Raw genomic sequence first — 25,704 nt, 5'->3', positions numbered from 1 at the left:
TCCCATGGCCCGTCGTGTCGAGGGGGGGCGCGGCGGCTCTCGCGTCGCCCGTCATGGGTATCCTAGGCCTTGCAATCATCGCGTCCAGCGAGGAAGCCCCGCGAGCCGCCGCGCGCGGCCTCCGTGCAGCGCGGCGCGCGACCGGGTCATCAACTGCTCGCGCTGCGATAGGAACGCAACGCGACGTGGAAGAAACGCCGGCTGACCCAGAGCGACGCCCCGGCCACGACGACCGTCCAGGCGACCATCCACGGGTCCAGGACGCGCACCATCACGTCGGCCGGGACGTTGGAGACCAGCAGGATCGGGACGACGAAGGTGAAGAACCGGCCGATCGTCTCGGCGCCCCGGCCCGAGAAGATCTCGCGCGGGTAGCGGACGAGGCTGGAGAACAGCCACCACATCTCCATGAGGCTCTGGTTGCGGACCATCCACACCGAGACCGACGTGAGCATCATCATGAAGCTGTAGGCGATCGCCACGCCGCACGCGAACGCGACGACGAACGCCGAAGCCCGCGCCGGGTCGAACGTCCACCCCTTCTGGGCCAGGGCGATCCCCATGAGGATCGCCCCCATCAAGAGGTTCGGCGCGGTGCCCCAGTCCATCTTGCGGCAGGAGACCAGGAACTGCTCGTCGATCGGCCGGAGCAGGAGGAAGTCCAGGTCGCCGGTGCGGACCAGCTCCGCGAACTCGTTGCAGTTGTCGAGGAAGAACGTCTCGATCACGCCGTTGATCGCGAAGAAGCAGCCGACGAAGAAGAAGTAGTCGGGCTCGCTCCAGCCGGCGATGGTGCTGGTCTTGGCGAACACCGTCTTGTAGAAGGCGACGAGGATGCCCATCCACAGGAGTTCCACCGAGACCTTCACCAGGAAGTTGCCCCGGAAGGCCATCTCGCGGGCCAGCGTGTAGCGGGCCAGCCCCGCGAGCATCCGCGCGTATCGGGCGACGCCTGCGACCATCGGTTCAGCCTCCGAACGCGCTGTAGCGCCTCAGCCCGGCGCGGTAGAGCGTCCGGGCCAGGACCGCGAAGGCGACCGCCCAGAACAGCTCCAGCGCCAGGTGGAACAGCAGCTCCCCCCCGCGGACCTTCCCCTGGAACACGACCGCCGGGAAGTACGCCATGTACTGGAACGGCAGCACCTTCAGCAGCCCGGACCACGGCTGGGGCAGCAGGTCGAGCGGCAGCATGTGCCCGGAGATGAAGAAGTTGAGCGTCATCACGATGTAGAGGATCGACGTCACCTCCAGGAACCAGAAGCCGACCATCCCCACGCAGGCCTCGAAGTAGAACCCGACGGCGAACGCCAGGATCAGCGAGGCGGCGTAGGCGAGCATCTGGGTCGCGTCCGGGAAGCCGTCGAAGTAGCCGCGGCAGGCGTAGAACAGCCCCGCGTAGGGGAGGAACGACATCATGATGTAGGCGAACTTGTGCGCGACCCGCGCCGAGAGCAGGTAGCCCAGCAGGTCGAGCGGCTGGATCAGGTAGCGCTTCAGCGTCCCGTCGCGGATCTCCCGCGCGATGCCGGAGGCGAGCCCCGGCATGCTGGAGAACATCCGGCTGATGTTCGTCAGGAGCAGGTACGCCACCATCTCGCGGTAGTTGAAGCCCCCCAGCTCGGTCTGGCCGGAGCCCTCGTAGATCGCCCGCCAGAGCAGGATCGTGGTGAGGATCGGCAGGAAGCGCAGGACCGTGCCCAGGAGGAAGTCGCCGCGGTACGTCATCCGCTCGATGAGGGCGACTCGGAAGATCCGGGCGTACTTCACCAGCGCCCGGATCGGGCCGGGGCGCGGGGGCGCGGGGAGAGGGAGGGCGGCGTCAGGCGGCGTCATGGGCAGGCCGGGCCTCCTCGAAAACCTTGGCGATGACCTCCTCCAGCGGGGGGGCCTCGACGCTGACGTCGGCCAGCGCGTGGCGGTTGAGCACGTCGGCGAGCGCCTCGGCCACGCGATGGCGCTCGACGCGGATGGCGGCCGACGGCCCCTCCAGCTTCGAGACCTCGCCGTAGCGGGACAGCTCGGCGTGGTCGGGGGGCTCGCCCACGAACTGGAGGCGGACCAGCTTCGACTCGCCGAACCGCTCGACGATGCCGGCGAGCGGGCCGTCGTGGACGAGCGTCCCGCGCGTGATGACGATGACGCGGTCGCAGAGCGCCTCCACGTCACGCATGTAGTGGCTGGTCAGCAGCATCGTCACGCCGCGACTCTCGTGGTAGTCGCGCAGGCACTTCTGGATGGCCACCTGCGCCACCACGTCGAGCCCGATGGTCGGCTCGTCCAGCAGGAGGACCCGGGGCCCGTGCAGGAGGGCGGCGATCAGCTCCATCTTCATCCGCTCGCCGAGCGACAGCTCGCGGACGGCCTGCCGGGTCAGCTTCTCGACCCCCAGCAGCTCGGTCAGTTCGCCGAGCGTCCGGTCGAACCGGTCCTTCGGGATCGAGTAGATCTCGCGGTGGAGCTGGAAGCTGTCCGCGGCGGGGAGGTCCCACCACAGCTGGTTCTTCTGGCCCATCACCAGGGCGAAGCGGCGCCGGTAGGCGTCCTCGCGCAGCCAGGGGACGTGGCCGAGGACCGTGGCCTTGCCGGCGGTGGGCTGGATCAGCCCGGAGAGCATCTTCAGCGTGGTCGTCTTCCCCGCGCCGTTGGGGCCGAGGAAGGCGACCATCTCGCCGGGCTCGATGGAGAAGCTGATGCCGGAGACGGCCTTCACCTCGTTGTACTCGCGGCGGTACAGGCCGCGGAGGGAGCCGAGGAGCCCCTCCTTCTTCCGGAAGACGCGGTACGTCTTCGACAGCCCCTCGACCTCGATGATCGGCATGGACGGCGGTCCCCAGGGTGCGATGCGGTGCGGCGCGCGGCCCGGTCGATCAGATGTCGATGCCGGTGGCCGTGTAGGCCTCTTCCATGATGAACTTGTAGCGGGCCTCGGGCTCCTTGCCCATCAGGTCGCGGACGGTGCGCTCGGTGTAGGGGCTGTCCTCCTCCGGGACGACGACGCGGAGCAGCCGCCGCGAGTTCGGGTCGAGCGTCGTCTCGAACAGGAGCTTGGCCGGCATCTCGCCGAGCCCCTTGAAGCGGGTGATGTCGGGCTTCGCGTTCGAGGGGAGCTTGCCCAGGATGCGGTCGCGGTGGGCGTCGTCGGAGGCCCAGTAGGTCTCCTTGCCCCAGGTGATCTTGTACAGCGGCGGGCAGCCGAGGTAGACGCGGCCGTCGCGGATCAGGCCGGGCATGTGGCGGTAGAAGAACGTCAGGAGGAGCGTGGCGATGTGGTGGCCGTCGCTGTCGGCGTCGGTCAGGATGACGACCTTGCCGTAGCGCAGCCGCGCGGCGTCGTACTGGCCGTCGAGCCCGCAGCCAAGGGCGCTGGCGAGGTCGGCCAGCTCCTTGTTGTCGAGCATCTTGGACCGGCCGGCCTGCTCGACGTTCAGCACCTTGCCGCGCAGGGGGAGGATGGCCTGGACGTCGCGGTCGCGCCCCTGCTTGGCCGAGCCGCCGGCGCTGTCGCCCTCGACGATGAACAGCTCGGTCTCCTCCGGGTCGGAGCTGTCGCAGTCGGCGAGCTTGCCCGGCAGGTTGAGCCGGCCGCCGACGGCCGTCTTGCGGCGGACCTGCGTGGCCGCGGCGCGGCTGGCCTCGCGGGCGCGGGCCGCCTGGATGACCCGGGCGGCGACGGCGTCGCCGATGCTCTTGTTCTGGTGGAGGAACGCCTCCAGGCTGGGCCGCACCAGCGACTCCACCTGGCCGCGGACCTCCGGGTTGTTCAGCCGGCCCTTCGTCTGGCCCTGGAACTGGGGCTCGTGGACGCACACCGAGAGGACCGCCGTGAGCCCCTCGCGCACGTCCTCGCGCTTGATCTCCAGCCCCTTCTTGACCAGGTCGTGCGCCTCCATGAACCGCTGCACGGCCGAGCCCACCGCGGAGAGCATCCCCATCTCGTGGGTGCCGCCGTCGCGGGTGGGGATCGTATTGACGAACGACATGACCTCCTCGTCCGTCGACTCGGTCCACGCCAGCGCCAGGTGGAGCCGCAGGCCGTCGTCCTCGACCTCGCGCTCCAGGACGAACGGCGTGGGGGCGACGCGGACGTCCTCCCGCCGCTTGTTGACGTGGTCGAGGAAGTCGGCCACCCCGCCGTCGTGCCGCAGCTCGACGCTGGTCTTCGCCTTCTCGTCGACGAACTGGATCACCAGGCCCTTGTTCAGGTACGTCTTCACGTCCAGCCGCTCGGCGATCAGCGAGGCGTCGTAGTCGAGCGCCTGGAAGATCTCCGGGTCGGGCGTGAACGTGATGGTGGTCCCGGAGCCGCGGGCGGCGTCGCCGGCCTCGACGGGGCCCAAGGGCTTGCCGCGCTTGTAGCGCTGGGCGTACACGCGGCCGTCGCGGCGGACCTCCGCGACCAGGCTCTTGGACAGCGCGTTGACGACGCTGGCGCCGACGCCGTGGAGGCCGCCGGCCACCTTGTAGGCGTCGTTGTCGAACTTGCCGCCGGCGTGGAGGGTCGTGAAGATGACCTCCAGCGCGCTCTGGCCGGTCTTGGGATGCTTGTCGACGGGGATGCCGCGGCCGTTGTCGGCGACCGAGACCGTGCGGCCGTCGGAGTGCAAGGTGACGACGATCCGGGTGGCGTGGCCGTTCATCACCTCGTCGACCGCGTTGTCGACGATCTCCCAGACGAGGTGGTGCAGCCCCGCCTTGTCGACCCCGCCGATGTACATGCCGGGGCGCCGGCGCACGGCCTCCAGCCCCTCCAGCACGGTGATCGATTTGGCGCTGTACGTCGCGGATCCGTTCGACATCGCGGTCTGGTCCCTCTCCTCGAGGCCCGGCGGGCGGCGCCGGGACGAGGTATTCTTCGCGGTCGCGGGGGTTCGTCAATCCTTGGCGTCGTCGCCCCGGGGCCGGGCGTCGGCGGCGTCGACCTGGTCCGGCGGCGGGACGGGCTCGGCCTCGGCGGGGAGCAGGCACTCCAGCGAGCCGCGCTGGAGGATGGCGTAGCCCTTGCCGCCGCGGCCGGTGACGGGATATTTCGTCGCCCTGACGATCTGCTCGGCGCCGCGGTTGGTCCGCACGGCCAGCCCCTCGCGCTTCTTGTTCGCCAGGACGAAGCCGATGACGCGGTCCTTGGCGTCGAGCTTGATCGCCGCGACGCCCCTCGCCGCCGACGCGACGACGTTGGCCTCGGTGACGGGGAAGATCAGCACGCGGGCGGCCCGGGTCGCCAGGCAGACGTTCTCCGAGCCGTCGGTCGCCTCGACGCCCACCACGGCGTCCCCCTTGAACGTGGGGTCCATCCGGACGACCAGCCGCCCCTTCTTGGTCGAGACCGGGGCCAGCGAGGCCAGCGGATACCGCAGCACCTTGCCGCCGGCCGTCAGGGCCACGACGTACGGGGGCGGCGGCGTCGAGGGCCCGGCCTGGCCGTGCCCGTCGCCATTCCCCTCGGCGTGGCCGTCCCCGTTCCCGTTGGCCGAGGGCTCGTCCAGGTCGACCCCCAGCCCGCGCTGGACCATCCGGGGGGGGGACTGGGAGTGCTTCGTGAAGTCGGGCAGGCAGCGGGGGTCGTGGCAGACGACGCCCACCAGCCGCTCCTGGTCCTCGAAGGCGAACAGCTTCTGGATCGGGTCGCCGTGGCCGGTGGTCATGATCAGGTCGTTGACGCGCGCCGTGTAGCCGACGCCGCGGTCGGTGAAGAATGTGATGGTCTGGCGGGCGCGGGCGCGGTAGACCCAGCCGACCTGGTCGCCGTCGCGGACGCGGATGCTGGCGACGTCGGTGAACGACTTCTGCCGCTTCGTCCAGCCCTCGCGGGTGACGATGACCCAGGCGTCCTCGTCGACGATGTAGTCTTCCTCGCGGAACTCCAGCGGGGCGGCCGGCGCCTCCACCTTGGTCCGGCGGGGCTCGCCGTACGTCTTGGAGATCTGCTTCAGCTCGTCCTTGATGATCGCCCAGCGCGCCGGCTCGTCGGCCAGCAACGCCTGGATCTCCTCGGCGCGGGCGCGCTTGGCGGCCAGCTCGTCGAGGATGTCCTGAATCTCCAGCTTGCCCAGGCGGTAGAGCTTGGTCTCCAGGACGGCGTCGGCCTGGAGGTCGGAGAGGCCGAACCGGGACATCAGCTTGGGGGCGGCGTCGGCCTTGCCGTCACTGGCCCGGATGATGCGGATCGCCTCGTCCAGGTTGTTGAAGACGATCGCGAAGCCTTCGAGGATGTGGATGCGCGCCAGCAGCAGCCGCAGCTCGTTGTTGAGGCGGCGGACGACGACCTCCATGCGGAAGTCGAGGAAGTGCTGGAGGATCGTCCGGAGGTCCAGCCGCCGCGGGACGGCGACCTCGGCGCCCTCGGCGGGGAGCAGGCACGTCAGGTTGACGGCGTAGTTGGTCTGGAGCGGCGTGTTCTTGAACAGGTACGCCATCGCCGCGTCGGCGTTCGCGCCCGGCTTCAATTCCAGCACGACGCGGACGTCGTCGGTGCTGAGGTCCTTGACGTTCGTGAGCTGCGGGACCATCCCCTTGCCGATCAGCTCGCCGATGCGCGCGACGAGCGGGTCCTTCTCCTGGCCGTAGGGGATGGAGTCGACGACGATGGTGTTGGGCCGGTCCTCGGGGCGGTGATAGGTGCCGCGGATCTTCAGCGAGCCCTGGCCGGTGGCGTAGATCCGGCGGATCTCCTCCGCCGTGTTCAGGACCACGCCGCCGGTGGGAAAGTCCGGGCCGATGATGTGCCGCGTCAGCTTCTCCAGCGGGGCGTCGCGGTCGTCCAGCAGCACGATCAGCGCGGAGATGACTTCCTTCAGGTTGTGCGGCGGGATGTTCGTCGCCATCGCCACGGCGATCCCCGACGCCCCGTTCACCAGCAGGTTGGGGAACTGCGCGGGGAGGACGACCGGCTCCTGGGTCGTCGCCATGTAGTTGTCGCGCAGGTCGACCGTCTGGTCGCGCAGCTCCGAGAGCAGCGCGTGGGCGATGCGCGTCAGCCGGCACTCGGTGTACCGGAAGGCGGCGGGGGGGTCGCCGTCGATGGAGCCGAAGTTGCCGTAGCCCTCGATCAGCGGGTGCCGCAGCGAGAACGGCTGGGCCATGCGCACCAGCGCGTCGTAGATCGACTGGTCGCCGTGGGGGTGGTAGCTCTTGATGACCTCGCCGACGACCGCCGCGCACTTCATGAACCGGCCGTCGGCGGTGATCCGCAGGTCGGACCACATGGCGTACAAGATCCGGCGCTGCACGGGCTTGAGGCCGTCGCGGACGTCGGGCAGGGCGCGCGAGGTGATGACGCTGAGCGCGTAGTTGAGGTAGCGCTCCCGCGTCGCCTCCGCCAGCGGGACGTCCTCCGTCAGCGAGCTTCGCCGCGCGCGGACCTCCCGATTGTCCCCCCCTGCCCGCTTCCGTTTCGCCATCTCCGGCCCCGACTCCTTTCCGACGTCCTCGCCCGATCATCATCCCGTGACGACGGATCAGACCAGATTCCAGGCCAGCCACAATACCAATTACGGGGCGTCGGCCGCAAGGCCGACAGTGTACAAATCTACAAATCCGACGCCCGCGGTAGACGACGCCGCGAAGGGAGTCCGGCCGTCCCGCCCGATCAGTAGTAGAGCTGCCCCCGGATCCAGAATAGGTCGTTGACCCCGGAGCGTCGACCCGGGTCGAGCTCGACGGGGGTGTCATAGTACGAGCGCTGCCAGTCGAGGTAGATCTTCAAGTAGCTGGTGAGATACCAGTTGAGGCCGACGTCGGTCATGCCCATGCCGCGGGTCCATCTCTCGCGGTCGGCCAGGCCGGCGCGAAACACTTCCTCGCCGAGTTGCAGGTCGCTGAAGCGGGCGAACAGTTCGACGGCGCCGGGCCCCCAGGAGTTGCGGGTGGGGTCGAAGGGGCGGAGGGGATCGACGCGGCTGCGGTCGCGGACCCGCTCGCCGGTGATGAAGTAGGCGAGCGTGAAGTGGCTCCCCGTCACGGGGATGGAGAACAGGCGGAACGGGATGCCGGCGCGGGTGTATCGGTCGCGGCTGGTCTGCCATTCGGCCTCGAAGGACATCCCGCCGACGTACCAGGCCAGGTGCGCCGCGCCGGCCTCGTGGGGCCCGCTGAGGTAGGCGTCCTCGTTGAACTCCAGGAAGATCGAGGTCGCGCGGCGGGCCGCCTCGTCGTTCTCGGACGACTGGAGCGAGGTCCGCAGCGGCAGGGGGTGTTGCGGGATGGCCTGCGCCCCCAGGTAGCCCGAGACCCCCAGGTTGAGGTCCCGCAGCAGGGGGAACCGCTCTGTCTGGAGGAACGGCTTGAAGTTCACGTACGCGACGGCGTCGCGGGTGGTGTTCTCGTCGGCCAGGCCGGCGAGGTGCCCGCCGTAGCCGCCGACGGCGTACTGGAGGCGTTCGTCAAAGAGTCGCCCGTGGGCGAGCAGGCCGGCGGATCGCGACAGGCCGAAGTTGAGCGGGAACAGCGAGCGTTCGGGCGTGATGAAGTACTGCTCCAGGTGGTCGTACCAATCGTAGCTATAGGGCACCAGCATGCGGCCGAACCGGAGCCGGAAGCGGGGGTCGATGTTGATGTCGACGTTGCCGTCGAGCAGGTCCCAGACCCCTTCGACGCTGCGCTGGATGGAGACCTCGTAGTCGAACAGGCGGGTGAGTCGGCCTTCGAAGTAGACGCGCACGCGCGGGATGTAGAGGCCGCTGGAGGCCGGGCGCTGGTCCCCCGGCGAGAAGACCTTGAAGTCGGTCTGGTCGAGGATGCGGAACCGGAGCTGATACTCGTCGTCCCAGGTGGACAGGCCGAAGCCCTCGTCGCCGAAGAACCCCCTGGCGTCGAAGTTCCTCCCGCCCCCCTCCCCCGACTCGTCGTCGCGGGCGGGGTGCCACGCCTCGTTGCCGAGGGGAGGCATGTCGAGGAAGCCGCCGGGGGCCTCGTCGACGGCCTCGCCGGGGGGTCCGGTCGGGATGCCCTCGGCCTCGCCGTCGGCGAGGCGTCGGCGGAGGTCGTCGTATTTCTCCTCCAGGGTGCGATACCGCTCGTCGGCCGCGCGGCGCTCGCGCTCGGAGCGGTCGAGCCTTTCGAGGATGGCCCGGTTCATGGACTCCAGGTCGCGGAGCCGCGAGTCCAGGGATGGTTCCGGCGCGCGGGGGGGCTCGTCGGCCGAGGCCGGCGCGATCATGGCCGCCAGCATCAGGATCGCCGCGCGTCGCATCGAGATGTGATGGGTCCTCCCGCTCGGGCGGGCCGCCGATGGGCCGCGTCCTGGGGAGATCATCGGCCGCGAGGGGGGGCGGTCTTGACCGTCGGGCGGGAATCCCGGGCGGGACATCGCGAGCCGAATCCCGATGCCTTGCAGTAGGTTGCGTCGCATGAACGGGCGCGTCGACGGTTTTTCGACGACGGCGTCGGGAAGGTGCGGGTATCGGCCGTCCCGTTGTCGATGTCAAGCCGCCTCGCGCGCCGGGCGACGGCGACCACGCCCGACCGGGCCGGCGTCGGCGATCGCCGAATGGACGAAGGACAACGCCCGGGCGCGAGTGGCCCGGCCCCCCGAGGAACTGGTGCCACCATGCCGGAAGAAACCATCGACGCCGGTCTGCTCGAACAGACCAAGAACCAGATCCGAAAGCTGGTGGCCGAGATCGCCGACCTCGCCGAGTCGGACGTCCAGCCCGCCGAATTCTACGGCGAGTTCCTCAATCGCGCCGTGGCCGCCACCGCGGCGTCCGGCGGCGCCTTCTGGCTGCTCGACGGCCGGGGGGGGCTGAGGCTCCAGTATCAGATGGACTTCGCCCAGACCGGCCTGATGGACGGCCGGGTCAAGACCGCCCCGCACGACGCCCTGCTCGGCTGCATGGTCCAGGCGTCGCAGCCGCAGGTCATCCCCCCCGGCGCGGTCATCGAGGGGATGCCCCAGGCGTTCAACCCCACCCACCTGGCGATCATCCTGGCGCCGTTGATCGTCGACAAGCAGGTGGTGGGCCTGCTGGAGATCCTGATGGATCCGGCGCGGCGGGCCGCGCAGCAGAAGAGCACCCTGCGGTTCGTGGGCGACCTCACCGACCTGGCCGCGAACTATCTGAAGAACCGCCAGATGCGGCAGATGGCCTCGCAGCAGCGGATGTGGAACCAGCTGGAGACCTTCACCCACCAGATCCACCACACGCTGGACTTCAAGGAGACGACCTACGCCGTCGTCAACGACGGCAAGCGGCTGGTCGGCTGCGACCGCCTGAGCGTCGCCCTGAAGCTCTCCGGCCGGACGCTGGTCGAGGCGATCAGCGGCCAGGAGGTCGTCGAGCAGCGCTCCAACCAGGTCCGCGAGCTGACCAAGCTCTGCAAGGCCGTCATCCGCTCGGGCGAGGATCTGGTCTACACCGGCCACACCGAGGGCTTCGCCCCCGAGCTGCGCGACGCGCTGGAGATGTACGTCGACGAGTCGGGCTCCAAGGCCCTGGCGGTCGTCCTGCTGCACAAGCCCGAGAAGGAGGAGGGGGCCGAGCGCAAGGAGAAGGTGGCCTACGGCTGCCTCGTCGCCGAGCAGATCGGCGACGAGATCGCGCCGACCGACATGCACGCCCGGACCGAGGTGGTCGCGCGGCACGCCTCGACGGCGCTCTGGAACGCGCAGGAGCACCACCGGATCTTCCTGCGGCCGGTCCTGAAGGCGATGGGCTCCCCCTGGCGGCAGCTCCGGGGCCGGACGCTGGCGAAGATCCTCGCCGTCCTGGGCCTGGTCGTCGCGCTGATCCTCGCCCTGACCTTCGTCCCCTGGAACCTCCGCATCGAGGGCCGCGGCGCCCTGATGCCGGAGGAGCGCAGCATCGTCTACGCGCCGGAGCGGGGCATCATCGTCGAGGTCCCCGTCGAGCACGGCGATCAGGTCAAGAAGGGGGACCTCATCGCGCGGATCGACAGCCTGGAGCTGGAGGGCCGACTGAAGGACCTCCAGGCCCAGCACAACAAGGCGAACTCGCAGGGCCTGATCCTCCAGCAGCAGGAGCAGGCCATCAGCCAGCGGCAGCAGAGCCGGCAGGAATCGCTGCAGCTCCTCGCCCAGCGCACCGAGGCGCAGATCACGGCCAAGAGCACCGGCCAGCAGATCGAGATCGTCAAGGAGCAGATCGAGCAGCTCTCGATCCGGGCCCCGCACGACGGCATCATCACCACCTGGGAGGTGCGGAAGAACCTCCTGGGCCGCCCGGTCGACATCGGCACCGAGATCCTCCAGGTCGCCGACGTGGCGGGCGAGTGGATCCTGGAGGTCGAGGTCCCCGACGACGACATGGGGCCGATCCTCGCCGCCCAGGCCGCGCTCGACGACGAGATCAAGGCGGGGACCAAGCAGCCCGGCGCCGCGCTGTCGGCCTACTTCGTCGTGATGACCGAGCCCGAGCACCGCTACCAGGGCTACGTCCGCAAGATCGCCTCCAAGGCCGAGACCAACGCCGAGGGGGCCGAGCAGCGGCACACCGTGAAGGTGACCGTCGGCTTCAACGAGGCGGTCCGCAACGAGTTCCTCGCCCGCAACCAGGAGTTCCGCCCCGGCGCCGAGGTCCGCGCCCGGATCGACTGCGGCGACGCCCGCCTGGCCTACGTCCTGTTCCGCAAGGTCGTCCAGGTCTGGCACGAGTCGGTCCTGTTCCGCTGGCCGTTCCTCCGCTGATCCCGGACGAGCCGAGCCGAGCCGAACCGCCCCCGAATCCCCCGGGGCCCGGCGCGAGAGCCGGGCCCCCGTCCCCAACGAACACCGCGCCCGATTGCCCCGGAGGATCGCACAGCATGTCGCCCCTGAAGACCGCCGCGTCCCTGACCCTGGGAGCCCTGGCGACCGTCGTGACCGCCGCCGCCTTCGGCCAGGGGGCGGCCCCCCAGGCACCGGCCGCCGCCACGCTCGTCCTGGACTCCCACGAGAACCTGGCCACCGTCCAGTGGATCCAGGTCTCCGACGTCGCCGCCCTCCGCGAGGGGGTCATCGAGCGGATGGAGCTGCAGCTCGGCGACGTCGTCGAGCAGGGGGGCGTCATCGGCACCCTCCACAAGGAGATCGCCGAGCTGACCGTCGCCAAGAGCCAGCTCTCCGCCGACAGCGAGGGGCCCATCCTCAGGGCCAGCGCCGCCCTGGATGTCGCGACGGCGGTCGTCGCCCGCAACCGCCGCCTCCTCCAGCGCGGCGCCGACCTGGTCTCCCAGGAGGAGATGACCAAGTCCGAGGGCGAGGCGAACGTGGCCCAGGCCCAGCTCAAGGAGGCCCAGGAGCAGGACGCGATCAACGAGGCCGAGTTGGCCCTCGCCCAGCAGATGCTCAAGGAGCACACGATCGTCGCCCCGTTCGGCGGCGTCGTCATCAAGCGCTACAAGGAGCCGGGCGAGAGCATCCAGGCCAACGCCGCCGTCGTCCGGATCGGCAACCTCTCGCGGCTGGCGGCCACCGCCTTCATCCCGCTGGAGTACGCCTACCGCGTGAAGGTGGGCCAGGCCGTCGAGCTGCACCCCAGGCTCGAGGGCGCCGCCGGCGACCAGCCCATCGAGCGCAGGACCTTCCGCGGCGTCGTCAAGTTCATCGACCCGGAGATCCAGCCCATCAACGAGACCGCCGTCGGCATCCGGGTCGAGTTCGAGAACACCGACCTCGTCCTGATGCCCGGCCTCAAGGCGGCCATGACCATCCACCTGGACGACGCCGTCGCCGCGCGGCCGGCCCCCCGCCCCGCCCGCTGAGCCGAGCCCGGCCGGGCCGAGCCGGCCCCGCGGACGACCCGACCGGAACTGGACCGGACCCGACGAGGAACCCCGATCGATGAGCGCAGCCCCTTCCACCTCGCCGGCGCCGTTCGGACAGGCCGCCGAGCACCTCCGCGTCCGGCTCCGCCCCGACCTGGTGGTCCAGCCCCAGTTCTACGAGGGGATGACCCACTACGTCATCAAGGACCCGCTGGCGCTGAAGTACTTCCGGTTCAAGATCGAGGAGTACTTCCTCCTCCAGCAGTTCGACGGCAAGCAGAACCTCCAGGACGTCAAGCGGGCCTTCGAGCGCAAATATCGCCCCCAGACGATCTCGATCGAGGACCTCACCCGCTTCGTGGCCCAGCTCCACGAGGCGGGCGTGGTGATGATCGACAGCCCCGAGCAGGCCGCGGCGCTGATCCGCCGCCGCCGCAAGAACCGCTGGAAGAAGGTCAAGGGCTTCTTCACGAACATCCTGTTCATCAAGATCCCGATCATCGACCCCGAGCGGTTGCTGAACTGGATGTACCCCTACTTCCGGTGGATCTTCACCCGGGGGTTCATCGCGGCGAGCGTGGCGGTGATGCTCGCGGCCGTGGTCCTGGTCGTCAGCCAGTGGGCCCACTTCTACGCCAAGCTGCCCGAGTTCCAGAGCTTCTTCAACTGGTGGACGATCTTCACGTTCTGGATCAGCCTGGGCGTGGTGAAGATCATCCACGAGTTCGGCCACGGGCTCACCGCCAAGCACTTCGGCGGCGAGGTCCACGAGATGGGCATGCTATTCCTGGTCCTCACGCCGGCGCTCTATTGCGACGTGACGGACTCGTGGCTCCTGCCCAATAAATGGCATCGAATATGGATATCGGCGGCGGGCATCTACGTCGAGCTGTTCCTGGCGTCGATCGCCACCTTCGTCTGGTTCAACACCGAGCAGGGGCTGCTGAACAGCCTGTCGATGGCCGTGATGTTCATCTGCTCGATCAACACGGTGCTGTTCAACGCCAACCCGCTGCTGCGGTATGACGGCTACTACGTGATGTCGGACTGGCTGGAGATCCCCAACCTGCGGATCAAGAGCACCCAGTTCTTCAACTACCTGATCCAGGAGAAGGTGCTGGGCCTGGAGATCCCGGTCCAGAGCTACCTGCCGCGGTCGCGGCGGTCTCTGTTCGTGACCTACGCGATCGCCAGCTACCTGTACCGCTGGGTCGTCACGTTCAGCATCCTGTTCTTCCTGTCCCAGGTCCTCAAGCCGTACAAGCTCCAGGCCCTCAGCTACATGCTGGCCATCGGGTCGGTCATCCCGCTGGCCGGCATGCCCATCTTTCAGTCGATCAAGTTCCTACGCACGCCCGGGAGGATGCGCAAGGTGAAGAAAGCACGAGCGGCGGCGTTCGGCGCGGCGTTCGCGGCCATCGTGGCGGGCGTCCTGTTGATCCCCACCCCCCTCCGCGTCCAGGGGACGCTGGTCCTCACGCCGGCCGAGTCGGACGAGCTGTACTCCGAGGTCGAGGGCCGCCTCGTCGAGCTGGCCGTCCGTGACGGCGACTGGGTCCAGGCCGGGGCGGTCATCGCCAAGATGGTCAACCCGGAGAAGCAAGGCGAGCTGATCGAGCGCCAGGCCGAGCACGACTCGTACTGGGTCAAGGCGCTCTCCTACAGCCAGAGCCCCGACAACGAGGGCCGCGCCCAGGCCCGCCAGAACGCCCGCATGGCCGAGGAGCTTGAGCCGGCGCTGACGAAGCTCAACGAGCAGCTCGGCAAGCTCGTCCTGACCGCCCCCCGCGACGGCCAGGTGATCGGGCTCCCCCACGAGGAGACGATCGGCCAGTGGGTCAGGCCGGGCAACGCCTTCTGCCAGGTGGCGGACCCCCATCGGATGGAGGCCCACCTGATCATCGACCAGTCGGACATCGACCTGGTCCGCATGGATCCCCCGCCGGTCGCCTGGGTCAAGGTCTACGGCCGGTCCGAGCTGACGCTCAAGAGCCAGGTCTCCCAGATCGCCAAGCGGAACCGCGAGGAGATCCCCCCGGAGCTGTCCAACATCGCCGGCGGCGAGATCGCCGCCAAGCCCGACCCCAAGACCGGCCAGATCAGGCCCCAGTCGGCCGTCTACGAGGTCATCATCCCGATCGACAACGCCCGGCTGGAGTTCCACCCCGGCCAGCGCGGCTTCGCCAAGATCGACGCCGGCCACGCCACGTTCGGCTGGTGGCTCTGGCGGCTCATCACCAAGACTTTCCACTTCACGATCTGACGCCCGATCGGCCCGGCCGACGACTTCTCAACGAGGCCCGCCCGCGACCCCGAGGCCGCGGGCGGGCCTCGCCGCGCCTCCGGGGCCCGCGATTTGGCGGCGAACTTCCGGGGGGTCGGCGTCGAATGGTAGGTGTACCGACGGAGAGTATCCCGACCCGCGGGTCGATGGCCGGATAGATCGAGGAAACGGGCCCTGATGAACCTCTCTTGGAAGCTCGGCCGGGTGGCGGGGATCGACGTGTTCCTGCACCCGACCTTCCTGCTGCTCCTGCTCCTGCCCGGCGTGGCGGAGCGCCTGCCCCTGGTCCTGGCCACTTTCGGCTGCGTGCTGCTGCACGAGCTGGGCCACGCCCTGGCCGCCCGTCGATTCGGGATCGGCACGGCCGACATCACCCTCTACCCCATCGGCGGCGTCGCCCGGCTGACCCGGATGCCGCGCGCCCCGGGGGTGGAGCTGCTGATCGCCCTGGCGGGCCCGGCGGTGAACCTGGCGATCGCCGTCGCCCTGGCCCCGCTCGCCCTGACCGGGGGCGGCTTCGCGATGGACCTGATGGCGATCAACCTGGTGCTGGCGCTGTTCAACCTGATCCCCGCCTTCCCCATGGACGGCGGCCGGGTGCTCCGCGCCCTGCTGGGGGGCTGGATCGGCCGGGCGCGGGCGACGAGCTTCGCTGCGGCCGTGGGCCGGACCCTGGCCGTCGGCTTCGGCGTCTACAGCCTCCTCTCGCTCGCGCCGTTCCAGGTGGCCCTCGCCGTGTTCATCTACCTGGTCGCCGGCGCGGAGGAGGCGAGCGTCCTGGCCGAGGAAGGTCGCCGCGCCGGCGCGGCCGGGAACGTCGACTGGTCCACCCCGGCGGGCTATCGCTGGGTCCAGACCCATCCCGGCGTCTGGCGGCTGGCCCGCAACGGCTCGGCGTCGCGGGGTTCCTCGTGGAGCGGGGCGCGATGAGCCTCCGGCCGGTGGTCGAGCTGGGGGTCGCCGAGGCCCACGCGATCCTCTCCGCCCGCCCCGGCGGCGAGGATCTCCCGCCGCTGGACGCCATCGAGAACGAGGACTGGGGCCGCGACTGGCTCCTGAGCCGGTTCGAGGAGATCCCGGCCGCCGAGCTGGCCGCGCTGGGCCTGCGGTGGGACGACGGCGGCGAAGGCGAGGCGGACGACCGCGATCAGTCGGGTTGAACCCGGATCGTCAGGTTCCGCCACTCGTGGTCGCCGGCCTTGTCGTAGAGCCCGAGGTGTCCGGCGTCGGGCTCGACGTCGTCGGCCGTGGTGACGAGCGCGCCGTCGAGCCGGATCTCGACGCGCGGGCCCGACGCCCTGAGCGCCAGCTTCCGCCACTCGCCCGGGGGCTTCGCGACCGAGTTCAGGGCGTCGGCGTCGCGTTCGAACCGGGGGGGGCTGGTGGCGTGGCCGAACAGCATGAGGCGGCCCTCGCCGTCGCCGAGCGGGACCTGATAGCCGCGGACGGGCCATCGGGGCTCGGCCGCGCCGGTCTCCGCGCCGGCCCGGAAGAAAAGGCCCCCCTCGGACCCCTCCTTGAGGATGCGGAACTCCAGCTCCAGCTCGAAGTTCTTGTAGACCTGGGCGGAACGGAGCCAGCCGTCGCCCGGCCTGGAGACGAGCAGGCCGTCGGCGACCGAGAAGCGGTCGGTCTGCTCCGCGACCCACCCGGCGAGCGACTTGCCGTCGAAGAGCGGGGTCGGCGCGGGGGGCTCCTCGGACCCGGACAGCAGCCCGGTCGTTAGAAGGATGGCGGCGATCGCCCCCGGCAGACGTCTCATCGCTCAGAGCCTCGCGGCGCGGCGGGCGGGATCACGGCGTGAGAGATGGGCCAGGCCTCCCACGCCGACACCCTGATTATGTCCTATCCGGCGCGCCGGGGTGGGGATTCCGGCCGGCTTTCGCGGAAATCCCGGGCGGGTCACGACGCCCCGTGCGCGTCGGGCCGGATCCGGGCGGCCAGGTAGTGGACCGGGTGCCCCATGCGGACGGCGGCCTCGGCCAGCCGGTCGAGCCGGCCGGAGCGCTGGCAGAGCTCGGCGATCGACGGGCAGGCGAGCATGGCGTCGGGGACGTCCAGCAGGTGGCGGATCGCCTCCTCGGCGGCCTCGCCCTCGCGGCCGACGCGCGCCAGCAGGTTGACGAGCACCTGCGCCGGCAGGGTCGATTCCGGGTCGCCCCCCTCGGTTCCCGCTTCGGCCCTGGCGGGAAGCTTGCCCCGGAAGTGCTCGACGGCCGCGTCGACGTCCCTCCCCAGGAGGGCCTTGAGGTAGACGTGATGGTCCTCGAAGGTCTTCTCGAACGGCGGGGCCGAGTCGTACTGGAGGCGGGGCGAGAGCCGACGGCCGTACTCGGTGAGGTCGAGGGCCAGGGCGAGGACTTCCGGGTCGGTCGCCATGACGGACCAGCGGACGACGGTGGTCAGGTGGGAGACGTCGGTGTGGTAGGCGTCGTCGTCGAACAGCCAGTCGCGGCCGGCGACCATCGCGGCGAGCGGGGCCCCCTTCGCGCGCTGGGGCTGGCCGCGGCGGGCGACGTCGGCCCGGATGTTGTCGACGAGCTGCTCGTGCAGGTGCCGGACCAGCATCTCCACGCAGGCGACCCGCGCCGAGGGGTCGACCGGGCCCGCCTGCTCCAGCGAGGTGATCGCCGAGCACGCCCCGTAGGACCGCAGGATCCACTCGAAGCCCTTGCGCGGGTTGGCCCCCTGGTGGAAGGCCGTCTCGATGAGCCGGGCGAGCTTGTCCGGGTCGTCGACGGGGGGAAGCTCCTCAAGGGCCCTGGCGACCGGCTCGGGCTCGCCGATGGCCTGGTAGTAGGCCCAGGCGGTGGCGACGTCGCCGGCCTCCAGGAACTTCGAGCCGACGTGGCGGAGGGCCTCCACGTAGCGGCCCTCGAACTTGACGCGGTCCTCCTCCGGCAGGTCGGCGTAGCGGCCGACCTGGATGAGCGGCAGGCCCAGCTCGACGCGGGCCTTGAGCAGGAGGGCGTCCAGGAGCATGCGATACTCGCCCCGGGCCTCCAGGTCGGCGACCAGGCGGTCGACGGCCTCGGCGGGGCCGCCGGACGCGAGGGCGGCGTCGAGGTCGGGGAAGCCGGGCCCGTCGGCGGCGGCCTGCGGGGCCTCCGGGGTCCTGAGGTCTCTCATCGTCGATATTCCCTCGTGGGGCGTTCGGTTGGGGAGAGGTCGGGGCGGCGGCCGGTCATTCCGCGTCGGACTTGGCCGGGTCCAGGGCGGTCGCCGGGGCGCCCGGGGGGTCGGCGTCCAGGCTCGCGCCGACGGACTGCTTCCACGCCTCCCAGCACCGGGACTGGTAGCATTCCACCAGCACGTCGCGGATCTCCTCCAGCGAGTCCGTCACGACCAGGAGGTTCATGTCCTCGGCCGAGATGACCTTCCGCTCCAGCAGCGTGCCGACCACCCAGTCGATCAGACCCTTCCAGAAGGCCGTGCCGTACAGGATGATCGGGAACCGCTTGATCTTGCGGGTCTGGACCAGGGTGAGGGCCTCGAACAGCTCGTCCAGCGTGCCGAAGCCGCCGGGGAAGATGACGAAGCCGTCGGAGAACTTGACGAACATGGTCTTCCGCACGAAGAAGTAGCGGAAGTTGACGGCGAGGTTGGTGTACTCGTTCGCGTCCTGCTCGAACGGCAGCTCGATGTTGCAGCCGACCGAGACGCCGCCGGCCTCGTGGGCGCCGCGATTGGCGGCCTCCATGATCCCGGGGCCGCCGCCGGTGATCACGGCGAATCCGGCCTCGGCGAGCATCCCCCCCAGCCTGCGGGCGTCCTCGTAGACGGGGTCGTCCGGGGGGGTGCGGGCGGAGCCGAAGACGCTGACCGCCGCGCCCAGCTCGGCCAGCGCGTTGATGCCGTGGACGAACTCCCCCTGGATGCGGAGGACGCGCCAGGGCTCCTCGTGGGTGAACGCCCCGAGCTCGGGCATGCGCGGCGTGGGGGCGTTGCCGGCGCCGAGGTTCGGGCGGCTGAGGAGCTGCTCGTCCTCCGTGCTCTGGCGGAGCGCCGCGCGGGCGTTGGCGCCGGTGCGGAACACCGGCCGGATCTTCCGCGGGCCCGTCCCGTCGTCGTCGGCTCCCTCGCCCGTACTCCCGTTCCCCGCGTCGCACGCCGGCCGGGACGCCCGCCGGTCTTGGTCGTGGTCCATGAAACCGTCCGATTCTCTCGCGGACCGAAAAGGGCGGCGGCTCGCTCGATGAGCCGCCCGATACCTCTATAATACGCAAGCCGGGCGTCGAAGGCGCGGCGCGGATCCGACGGAGGGCCCGGGCGGCTCGCCGGGCGAGGGCGGATCCGGTACGATGGTGGGTCCGCAGGAAGTCGCCGCCCCCTCGCAGGATAGCCCGACCGATGACGACGCAACCCGCGCCCCAGCCGACCACGACGGACCCCCTCCGAGACAGCCGATTCCTCCGGGCCTGCCGCCGCGAGCCGGTCGACGCCACGCCCGTCTGGCTGATGCGGCAGGCGGGGCGATACATGGCCGAGTACCGCTCGCTGCGGTCCAAGGTCTCGTTCCTGGAGCTGTGCAAGAACCCCGAGCTGGCGACGGAGACGACCATCTTCGCCGCCGAGGTCCTGGGGGTGGACGCCGCCATCCTCTTCGCCGACATCCTCCTGATCCTGGAGCCCCTGGGCTTCCAGCTGGAATTCTCCAAGGGGGAAGGCCCGGTCATCCACAACCCGATCCGCGAGACGGCCGACGTCGACGCGGTCCGGCCGCTGGAGGACGTCGAGGCGCTGGGGTACGTCTACGAGGCGATCCGCCAGATCCGCGCCGGGCTCCCCGGGAATGTCCCCCTGATCGGCTTCGCCGGGGCGCCGTTCACGCTGGCCTGCTACGCCATCGAGGGGGGCGGGTCGCGGAACTACCAGAAGGCCAAGGCCTTCATGTACTCCGACCCCGGCGCGTGGGACGCCCTGATGGCCGCGCTGACCGACTCCACGGCGCGCTACCTGAACGCCCAGGCCGCCGCCGGCGTCCAGGCGTTGCAGGTCTTCGACAGCTGGGTCGGGTCGCTGAGCCCGGACGACTACCGGCGGTTCGTCCAGCCCCACATGCGGCGGCTGTTCCAGATGCTCGATCCCGCGGTCCCGCACATCCACTTCGGCGCCGACACGGGCTCGCTGCTGGAACTGCAGCGCGACGCCGGCGGGGACGTCGTCGGCCTGGACTGGCGGGTGGAGCTGGACCAGGCCTGGGATCGGCTGGGGCGCGGGGTCGGCGTCCAGGGGAACCTCGACCCGATCGTCCTGTTCGCCCCGGTCGACGAGATCGCCCGCCAGACGCGACGGATCCTGGGCCAGGCGGCGAACCGGCCCGGCCACATCTTCAACCTGGGCCACGGCATCCTGCCGCACACCCCGGTCGATCACGTCCGGGCCCTGGTCCGGATGGTCCACGAGTTCTCGGCCCGGTGACCCCCTGGCGAAATGGCGGTGGATCGGCGAAAATGGCGGCCTGGGGGGACGGGCGTCCGGGAGGAGCCTCCGGGGAAGGATTCGGCCTGATGATGACGACGACCGATCGGAATGCGGGCGGTAAGGCCGCGGGCCGGGTGGTGGTGATCGGCGGGGGGCTCTCGGGCCTGGCCGTCGCGAGCCGCCTCCAGCAGGCCTCGTCCTCCGCCCGTCGGCCGGTCGAGGTCGTGCTGCTGGAGGCCAAGGACCGCGTCGGCGGGCTGATCGCCACCGAGGTCCGCGACGGATTCACGCTGGAGCGCGGGCCGGACTCGTTCATCACGAACAAGCCGTGGGCGATGGACCTCTGCCGCCGCCTGGGCCTGGAGGGGCGGCTGATCGAGGCCGCCTCGGCGCACCGGCGGTCGTTCATCGTCCGCAAGGGGAAGCTGCTGGCCGCGCCGGCGGGGTTCGTCCTGATGGCCCCGCACCGGATCTCGCCGGTCCTGCGGTCGCCGATGCTCTCCCCCTGGGGCAAGGCAAGGCTGCTGCTGGAGGCCCTGATCCCGCGCCGGGAGCCCGACGCCGACGAGAGCGTGGCCGCCTTCGCCCGGCGCCGGCTGGGGCGAGAGGCGTTCGACCGCCTGGTCCAGCCCCTGGTCAGCGGCATCTACACCGGCGACCCGAACAACCTGAGCCTGCGGGCCACCCTGCCCCAGTTCCTGGAGATGGAGCGCCAGCACGGCAGCCTGATCCGCGCCGCGAGGCGACGCCGCAAGGAGTCCGACGCCCGGATCGAGACCGAGTCTTCCGGCGCCCGCTACGGCATGTTCGCCTCGCTGGCCGGCGGGATGGGAGAGTTGCCGCTCGCCCTGGCCGCGAGCCTGCGGCCGGGGACGATCCGCTTCCACTCCCCCGTCCGTCGCCTGAGCCGGTCGACGAACGGGCCGGGGTGGGTCGTGGAGCCGCTGGACGGCCCGGCGATCGAGGCCGACGCCGTCGTCGCGACCACCGAGGCCCACGCCGCGGCCCGCCTGGTCGACGGCTGCGACCCCTCGCTGGCCCTGCAACTCCGGGCGATCCCCTATGCCTCCTCCATCATCGTGAACGTCGCCTATCGCCGCGACCAGGTCAGGCATCCCCTCGACGGCTTCGGCTTCGTGGCGCCGACCATCGAGGGGCGTCGGCTCTTCGCCGCGTCGTTCCTGAACGTGAAGTTCCCAGGCCGGGCCCCGGAGAAGACGGCGCTCATCCGGGCCTTCATGGGGGGGGGCTCCCAGCCCGAGCTGCTCGACCTTGACGATGACGAGGTCGGCCGGATCGTCGCCTCCGAGCTGGGAGAGCTGATCGGGGCGTCGGGCCCGCCGATCTTCCTGGAGATCGCCCGCCATCCCCGCTCGATGCCCCAGTACGTCCTGGGCCATGAAGAGGTGGTCGAGACGATCCGCCGCAAAGTCGCGATGCACCCCGGCCTGTTCCTGACGGGAGTCGCCTACGACGGCGTCGGCATCCCCGACTGCATCCGCGCCGCCGAATCCACGGCCGACGCCCTCCTCGACCGCCTCGCCGACCCCGGCTCCATCGCCGCCGCCTGATCGCCCCGCCCCGTCTCGACCGCACCCCCGCGAGTTGGCTTCGTTCGCGCGCCGGCATTTCGATAACATCGCTCCTAAGCCCCCCCGCCGGCCTGACTTGCGACCATTACGAGTCGGCTTCGTTCGTCGTTTTCGAAGCGGTTTTCTCGCCCCCGAGGTTAGGACGCGCGTCCCGTCTCCCGCCTGGAGAGGGTGGCCCGGAGGGCCGGGCGAGGGCCGTCGGACTTAAGAGATGGTGGCGGTGTAGGACGGCCGCGCCGGCGCTCGCCCGGGGAGCGGGGACCGGATCGGGCATTGTTGTAGCGAGGGCGTCCCCCCCCCGCGGCGCCCGCTCGCGCGCGGGCGGGACGCGCGACACGATGAAGAATGACGTCCATGCCGACGGCCTCCCACCGCCGCCGGCGCGGACGAATCAGGGCGGCCCCTCGGCCGTCACCTGGCTGCTCGACTGCTTTCGGGATGTCAAAGAACACCGTCATCGAACGCCAGCATGGTCGGCGGCGGGATCGGCGGGATTTCAGGAATCTCGTTTTTTCTCCGGACGCGACCGCCGGCCGAGATCGGAGGCCCGGACGCCCGACGAATCTCGCGACCCCTCCGCGCGGAATCGCCGCGCGTGCGCGGATGAACTTCCGCGAATCTTGCAACGGCCGATCGGCGATGCATACTGAATTGATTGGATAATCCATCGTCGCGCCGTCGCGCGATGGAAAGCCCGCTCGTGGAAGGAGCGCGAGATGCGCCGCCCCGCCGCCCCCCGCCGGTCCGTCCGCCGACGTCGCTTCTCCCCCCTGGCGCAAGCGCTCGAATCCCGCCAACTCCTGACCGTCGGCGTCCCCCCCGTGCTGGGCGACCTCGGCTTTGAGGACTACTCCGTCGGCTCCGGGAGCGGCGCGTTCGTCGCCCACCCCGCCGGCACGGCCTGGACCTACGGCGGTTCGGCCGGCGTCACGGCCAACGCCACCCTCTTCACCGCGCGCAACCCGAACGCGCCCCAGGGGGGCCAGGCCGCCTACCTGATGGGGGACGCGACCATCGGGCAGGCCATCGACGGCTGGGAGGCCGGCGCCTACACCATCTCGTTCCGCGCGGCCCAGCGCGGCAATTACCCGGGCGTCCAGACCATCCAGGTGAAGGTCGACGGCGTCGTCGTCGGCTCGTTCACCCCCTCGGGGACGGATTACGACAGGTTCACCACCGCGCCGATCGTCCTGGCGGCCGGCAGTCACGCCGTCACGTTCGCCGGGCCGGCGGCGGGCGAGGCCACCGCGTTCCTCGACGAGGTGACCATCCGGGCCGCGACGCCCGTCGTCCGCGATCCCGGATTCGAGGAGTACGCCCTGGTCGCCGGGAGCGGGGCGTTCGTCGCCCAGCCCGCCGGCACTCCCTGGACCTACGCCGGGCCGGCCGGCGTCACCGCCAACGGCACCCTGTTCACCGCGCGCAACCCGGGTGCCCCCCAGGGGGGCCAGGCCGCCTTCATCATGAACGGGGCGACCGTCTCGCAGGCGATGACCGGCTGGCCGGCCGGGTCGTACACCGTCGCCTTCAAGGCGGCCCAGCGCGGCAACTACCCGGGCTTCCAGACCATCCAGGTGAAGGTCGACGGCGTCGTCGTCGGCTCGTTCACCCCCTCGGGGACGGACTACCAGACGTTCACGGCCGCCTTCGACGTGGGTGCCGGGGACCACGCCATCTCCTTCGCGGGGTCGACGACCGACGATAGCACCGCGTTCCTCGACGATGTGCTCGTCTTCGCCACCCCCAGGCCGCCGGCCGTCGGCGACGGGAGCTTCGAGACGGTGTCCGCCGGCTCCGGGCCGCGCGGCTTCCTCGGCCAGCCCGGCGGGTCGTCGTGGGTTTACTTTGGCAACGCCGGCATCTCGGCGGACGGCACGCTGATGACCTCGGGCAACCCCGAAGCGCCCGACGGGGGCCAGGTCGCCTACCTCATGAACGACGCCAGGATCTCCCAGACCATCGCCGGCTGGGAGGCGGGCGCCTACGAGCTGTCGTTCCGGGCGGCGCGGCGGGGGAACTACCCGGGCGCGCAGACGATCCGGGTGCTGGTCGACGGCGAGGTGGTGGGGATCTTCACGCCGTCGGGGACGGAGTACCAGACGTTCAAGGCCGACTTCGCCGTGGCGGCCGGGACGCGCACGATCGCCTTCGTCGGCACCGCCGGGGACGATAGCTCGGCGTTCATCGACGCCGTCGCCATCAAGGCGGCGGTCCCGGCGGTCGGCGACGCCGGGTTCGAGCGGGTGCCTATGGCGGCCGGGGAGCACCGGGCGAATCCGTCGGGTTCGCCCTGGACCTTCCACAACATCTCCGGGCTGTCCGCGAGGGGTTCCGCCTATACGGGCATCGGCCCCGCGGCCCCCCAGGGGGGCCAGGTCGCCTACCTCATGGGGCGCGGGACGATCGTCCAGTCCGTCGCCGGCTGGCAGGCCGGGTCCTACGCGATCACCTTCAAGGCCGCCCAGCGGGCCCACCCGTCGCCGAACAGGCAGGCGATCCGGGTGTGGGTGGACGGCGAGGACGTGGGGACGTTCATTCCGTCGGGGATCGCGTACGAGTCGTTCACGACGCGCGTGTTCGACGTCATCGACGGCCGCCATTCCATCTACTTCGAGGGCCTGGACGGGACGAGCCAGCAGACCGCGTTCGTCGACGACGTGAAGATCGTCCCGGTCGCCGGCCGCCCGGGGGCCCCCGGCGGGGGGACGATCGTCCTCGATGCCACGGTCCGCGACTTCCTGTCCACGCACCCCGACTTCCAGGTCGACACCGACGCCCTGGTCGACAAGGGCCTCGTCGCCGCGACGCTCGGCCCCGACGGGCTGCCGGTCTTCGTCGGCCCACCGGGGGCGGGGAGCATCACGAGCGGCACGACGTTCGACCAGTGGTACCGGACGACGGCCGGCGTGAACGCCGAGGCCATGCTCTCGCTCGCCTTCACCGAGACGGCGCCCGGGTCTGGGGTCTACGAGTTCGCCGACGACCGCTTCTACCCCATCGACGGCGTTCTCCTGGGCGACGAGGGGGGGACGCTCCGGGACGCCGCCGGGCTCCCGCGCAACTCGCTGTTCACGCTCCAACTCGGGGCGAACTTCGTCTACCGGGGGGGCGAGACGTTCGTCTTCACGAGCGACGACGACCTCTGGGTGTTCGTCGACGGCAAGCTCGCCCTCGACCTGGGGGGCCTCCACCCGGCCGCCACCGGGCTCGTCTCGCTGGACGCGCTGGGCCTGACGATCGGGGAGACCCATCGGATCGACGTCTTCTACGCCGAGCGTCGCTCCGGCGGCTCCGTGTTGCGGATGCAGGTCTCGGCCGACGTGGGCTGAACGGGCGGCGCCGCCGGCCGGGTGGGTCCGTTCGGCAACCGCGGGCCTCTCAGGTGAGTTCCCTCGTCGTCATCGAAGTCGACTTTCGACCCACGCCGGGCTCCCCGAGTGGGAAACACGCGCCTCCCTTCTCCCGCCGGGCTGACGACCCGACACTTATTTCGGCATGGACCCGAAGCAGGGAGCCGCCGCGAATCCTTCCCCTTCTCCCCTCGTGGGAGAAGGTGACCCGGAGGGGCGGATGAGGGGGTCGGCGCGCGACCGAAGGCCGGCCGAGCCCCCCGCATCCGGCCTTCGGCCACCTTCTCCCACGAGGGGAGAAGGGACGCTTGGCGACGCCAAGCGGTAGGCCCGGACGCCGTCCCAAAAGTGTCGG

General features: G+C 70.5%; 17 protein-coding genes. 8 read left to right on the top strand and 9 right to left on the bottom strand.

The window, feature by feature from the left end; all coding sequences use genetic code 11:
* Positions 1 to 149 precede the first annotated feature (149 nt).
* The 6 genes from WG209_RS20945 to WG209_RS20920 all read right to left on the bottom strand — a co-directional run bounded on the left by WG209_RS20945 (position 150) and on the right by WG209_RS20920 (position 9,187).
* Positions 150 to 962, bottom strand: a complete 813-nt coding sequence (locus WG209_RS20945) for an ABC-2 family transporter protein (protein WP_337177042.1) — start codon at positions 960 to 962, stop codon at positions 150 to 152.
* Between the two features lie 4 nt (positions 963 to 966).
* A complete protein-coding gene (locus tag WG209_RS20940; RefSeq protein WP_337177041.1) occupies positions 967 to 1,833 on the bottom strand; it encodes an ABC-2 family transporter protein in 867 nt (288 codons plus the stop codon).
* Positions 1,820 to 2,818 carry an ATP-binding cassette domain-containing protein gene (locus WG209_RS20935; RefSeq protein WP_337177040.1) on the bottom strand — a complete coding sequence of 333 codons (999 nt, stop codon included), beginning with the start codon at positions 2,816 to 2,818 and terminating at the stop codon, positions 1,820 to 1,822. The genes WG209_RS20940 and WG209_RS20935 overlap by 14 nt, the downstream gene beginning before the upstream one ends.
* Positions 2,819 to 2,867: 49 nt before the next feature.
* The gene (locus WG209_RS20930; RefSeq protein WP_337177039.1) at positions 2,868 to 4,796 is read right to left on the bottom strand and encodes a DNA topoisomerase IV subunit B; all 1,929 of its coding nucleotides are present in this window, start codon (positions 4,794 to 4,796) and stop codon (positions 2,868 to 2,870) included.
* Positions 4,797 to 4,871: 75 nt separating this feature from the next.
* On the bottom strand, positions 4,872 to 7,397 hold the full coding sequence (locus tag WG209_RS20925; RefSeq protein WP_337177038.1) for a DNA topoisomerase (ATP-hydrolyzing): 2,526 nt from the start codon (positions 7,395 to 7,397) through the stop codon (positions 4,872 to 4,874).
* 188 nt (positions 7,398 to 7,585) lie between these two features.
* Complete coding sequence (locus tag WG209_RS20920; RefSeq protein WP_337177037.1) at positions 7,586 to 9,187, bottom strand: porin; 1,602 nt, start codon at positions 9,185 to 9,187, stop codon at positions 7,586 to 7,588.
* 357 nt (positions 9,188 to 9,544) lie between these two features.
* Between WG209_RS20920 and WG209_RS20915 the strand changes: the two genes are divergently transcribed.
* The 5 genes from WG209_RS20915 (at position 9,545) to WG209_RS20895 (ending at position 16,143) form a co-directional block, all read left to right on the top strand.
* Positions 9,545 to 11,641 (top strand): biotin/lipoyl-binding protein, encoded by a 2,097-nt coding sequence (locus tag WG209_RS20915; protein WP_337177036.1) that lies wholly within the window; start codon positions 9,545 to 9,547, stop codon positions 11,639 to 11,641.
* Positions 11,642 to 11,757: 116 nt separating this feature from the next.
* Positions 11,758 to 12,696, top strand: a complete 939-nt coding sequence (locus tag WG209_RS20910) for an efflux RND transporter periplasmic adaptor subunit (RefSeq protein ID WP_337177035.1) — start codon at positions 11,758 to 11,760, stop codon at positions 12,694 to 12,696.
* 79 nt (positions 12,697 to 12,775) lie between these two features.
* On the top strand, positions 12,776 to 14,962 hold the full coding sequence (locus tag WG209_RS20905) for an HlyD family efflux transporter periplasmic adaptor subunit (protein ID WP_337177034.1): 2,187 nt from the start codon (positions 12,776 to 12,778) through the stop codon (positions 14,960 to 14,962).
* A 198-nt stretch (positions 14,963 to 15,160) separates the two neighbouring features.
* The gene (locus WG209_RS20900) at positions 15,161 to 15,913 is read left to right on the top strand and encodes a site-2 protease family protein (RefSeq protein WP_337177033.1); all 753 of its coding nucleotides are present in this window, start codon (positions 15,161 to 15,163) and stop codon (positions 15,911 to 15,913) included.
* Positions 15,910 to 16,143, top strand: a complete 234-nt coding sequence (locus WG209_RS20895) for a hypothetical protein (protein ID WP_337177032.1) — start codon at positions 15,910 to 15,912, stop codon at positions 16,141 to 16,143. Before WG209_RS20900 ends, WG209_RS20895 begins: the two co-directional genes overlap by 4 nt.
* Here WG209_RS20895 and WG209_RS20890 read toward each other — a convergent pair.
* The 3 genes from WG209_RS20890 to WG209_RS20880 form a co-directional block, all read right to left on the bottom strand.
* Positions 16,131 to 16,745, bottom strand: coding sequence for a DUF1080 domain-containing protein (locus WG209_RS20890; protein ID WP_337177031.1), 615 nt, complete (start codon positions 16,743 to 16,745; stop codon positions 16,131 to 16,133). The genes WG209_RS20895 and WG209_RS20890 overlap by 13 nt on opposite strands.
* A gap of 140 nt (positions 16,746 to 16,885) precedes the next feature.
* On the bottom strand, positions 16,886 to 18,112 hold the full coding sequence (locus tag WG209_RS20885; protein WP_337177030.1) for a hypothetical protein: 1,227 nt from the start codon (positions 18,110 to 18,112) through the stop codon (positions 16,886 to 16,888).
* 55 nt (positions 18,113 to 18,167) lie between these two features.
* A complete protein-coding gene (locus WG209_RS20880; RefSeq protein WP_337177029.1) occupies positions 18,168 to 19,130 on the bottom strand; it encodes a TIGR00730 family Rossman fold protein in 963 nt (320 codons plus the stop codon).
* A 203-nt stretch (positions 19,131 to 19,333) separates the two neighbouring features.
* Here WG209_RS20880 and hemE point away from each other — a divergent pair, with 203 nt between their 5' ends.
* The 3 genes from hemE to WG209_RS20865 all read left to right on the top strand — a co-directional run bounded on the left by hemE (position 19,334) and on the right by WG209_RS20865 (position 25,328).
* On the top strand, positions 19,334 to 20,404 hold the full coding sequence (gene hemE, locus WG209_RS20875; protein WP_337177028.1) for a uroporphyrinogen decarboxylase: 1,071 nt from the start codon (positions 19,334 to 19,336) through the stop codon (positions 20,402 to 20,404).
* Positions 20,405 to 20,493: 89 nt separating this feature from the next.
* Positions 20,494 to 21,978 carry a protoporphyrinogen oxidase gene (gene hemG, locus WG209_RS20870; protein ID WP_337177027.1) on the top strand — a complete coding sequence of 495 codons (1,485 nt, stop codon included), beginning with the start codon at positions 20,494 to 20,496 and terminating at the stop codon, positions 21,976 to 21,978.
* Between the two features lie 737 nt (positions 21,979 to 22,715).
* Complete coding sequence (locus WG209_RS20865; RefSeq protein WP_337177026.1) at positions 22,716 to 25,328, top strand: fibro-slime domain-containing protein; 2,613 nt, start codon at positions 22,716 to 22,718, stop codon at positions 25,326 to 25,328.
* The last annotated feature ends 376 nt before the right edge of the window (positions 25,329 to 25,704 follow it).

This window comes from Paludisphaera sp. (genome assembly GCF_037189885.1).
Lineage (GTDB): Bacteria > Planctomycetota > Planctomycetia > Isosphaerales > Isosphaeraceae > Paludisphaera.
Note: the sequence above shows the minus strand (reverse complement) of the source record. Positions and strands in the feature narration are given on the sequence as shown.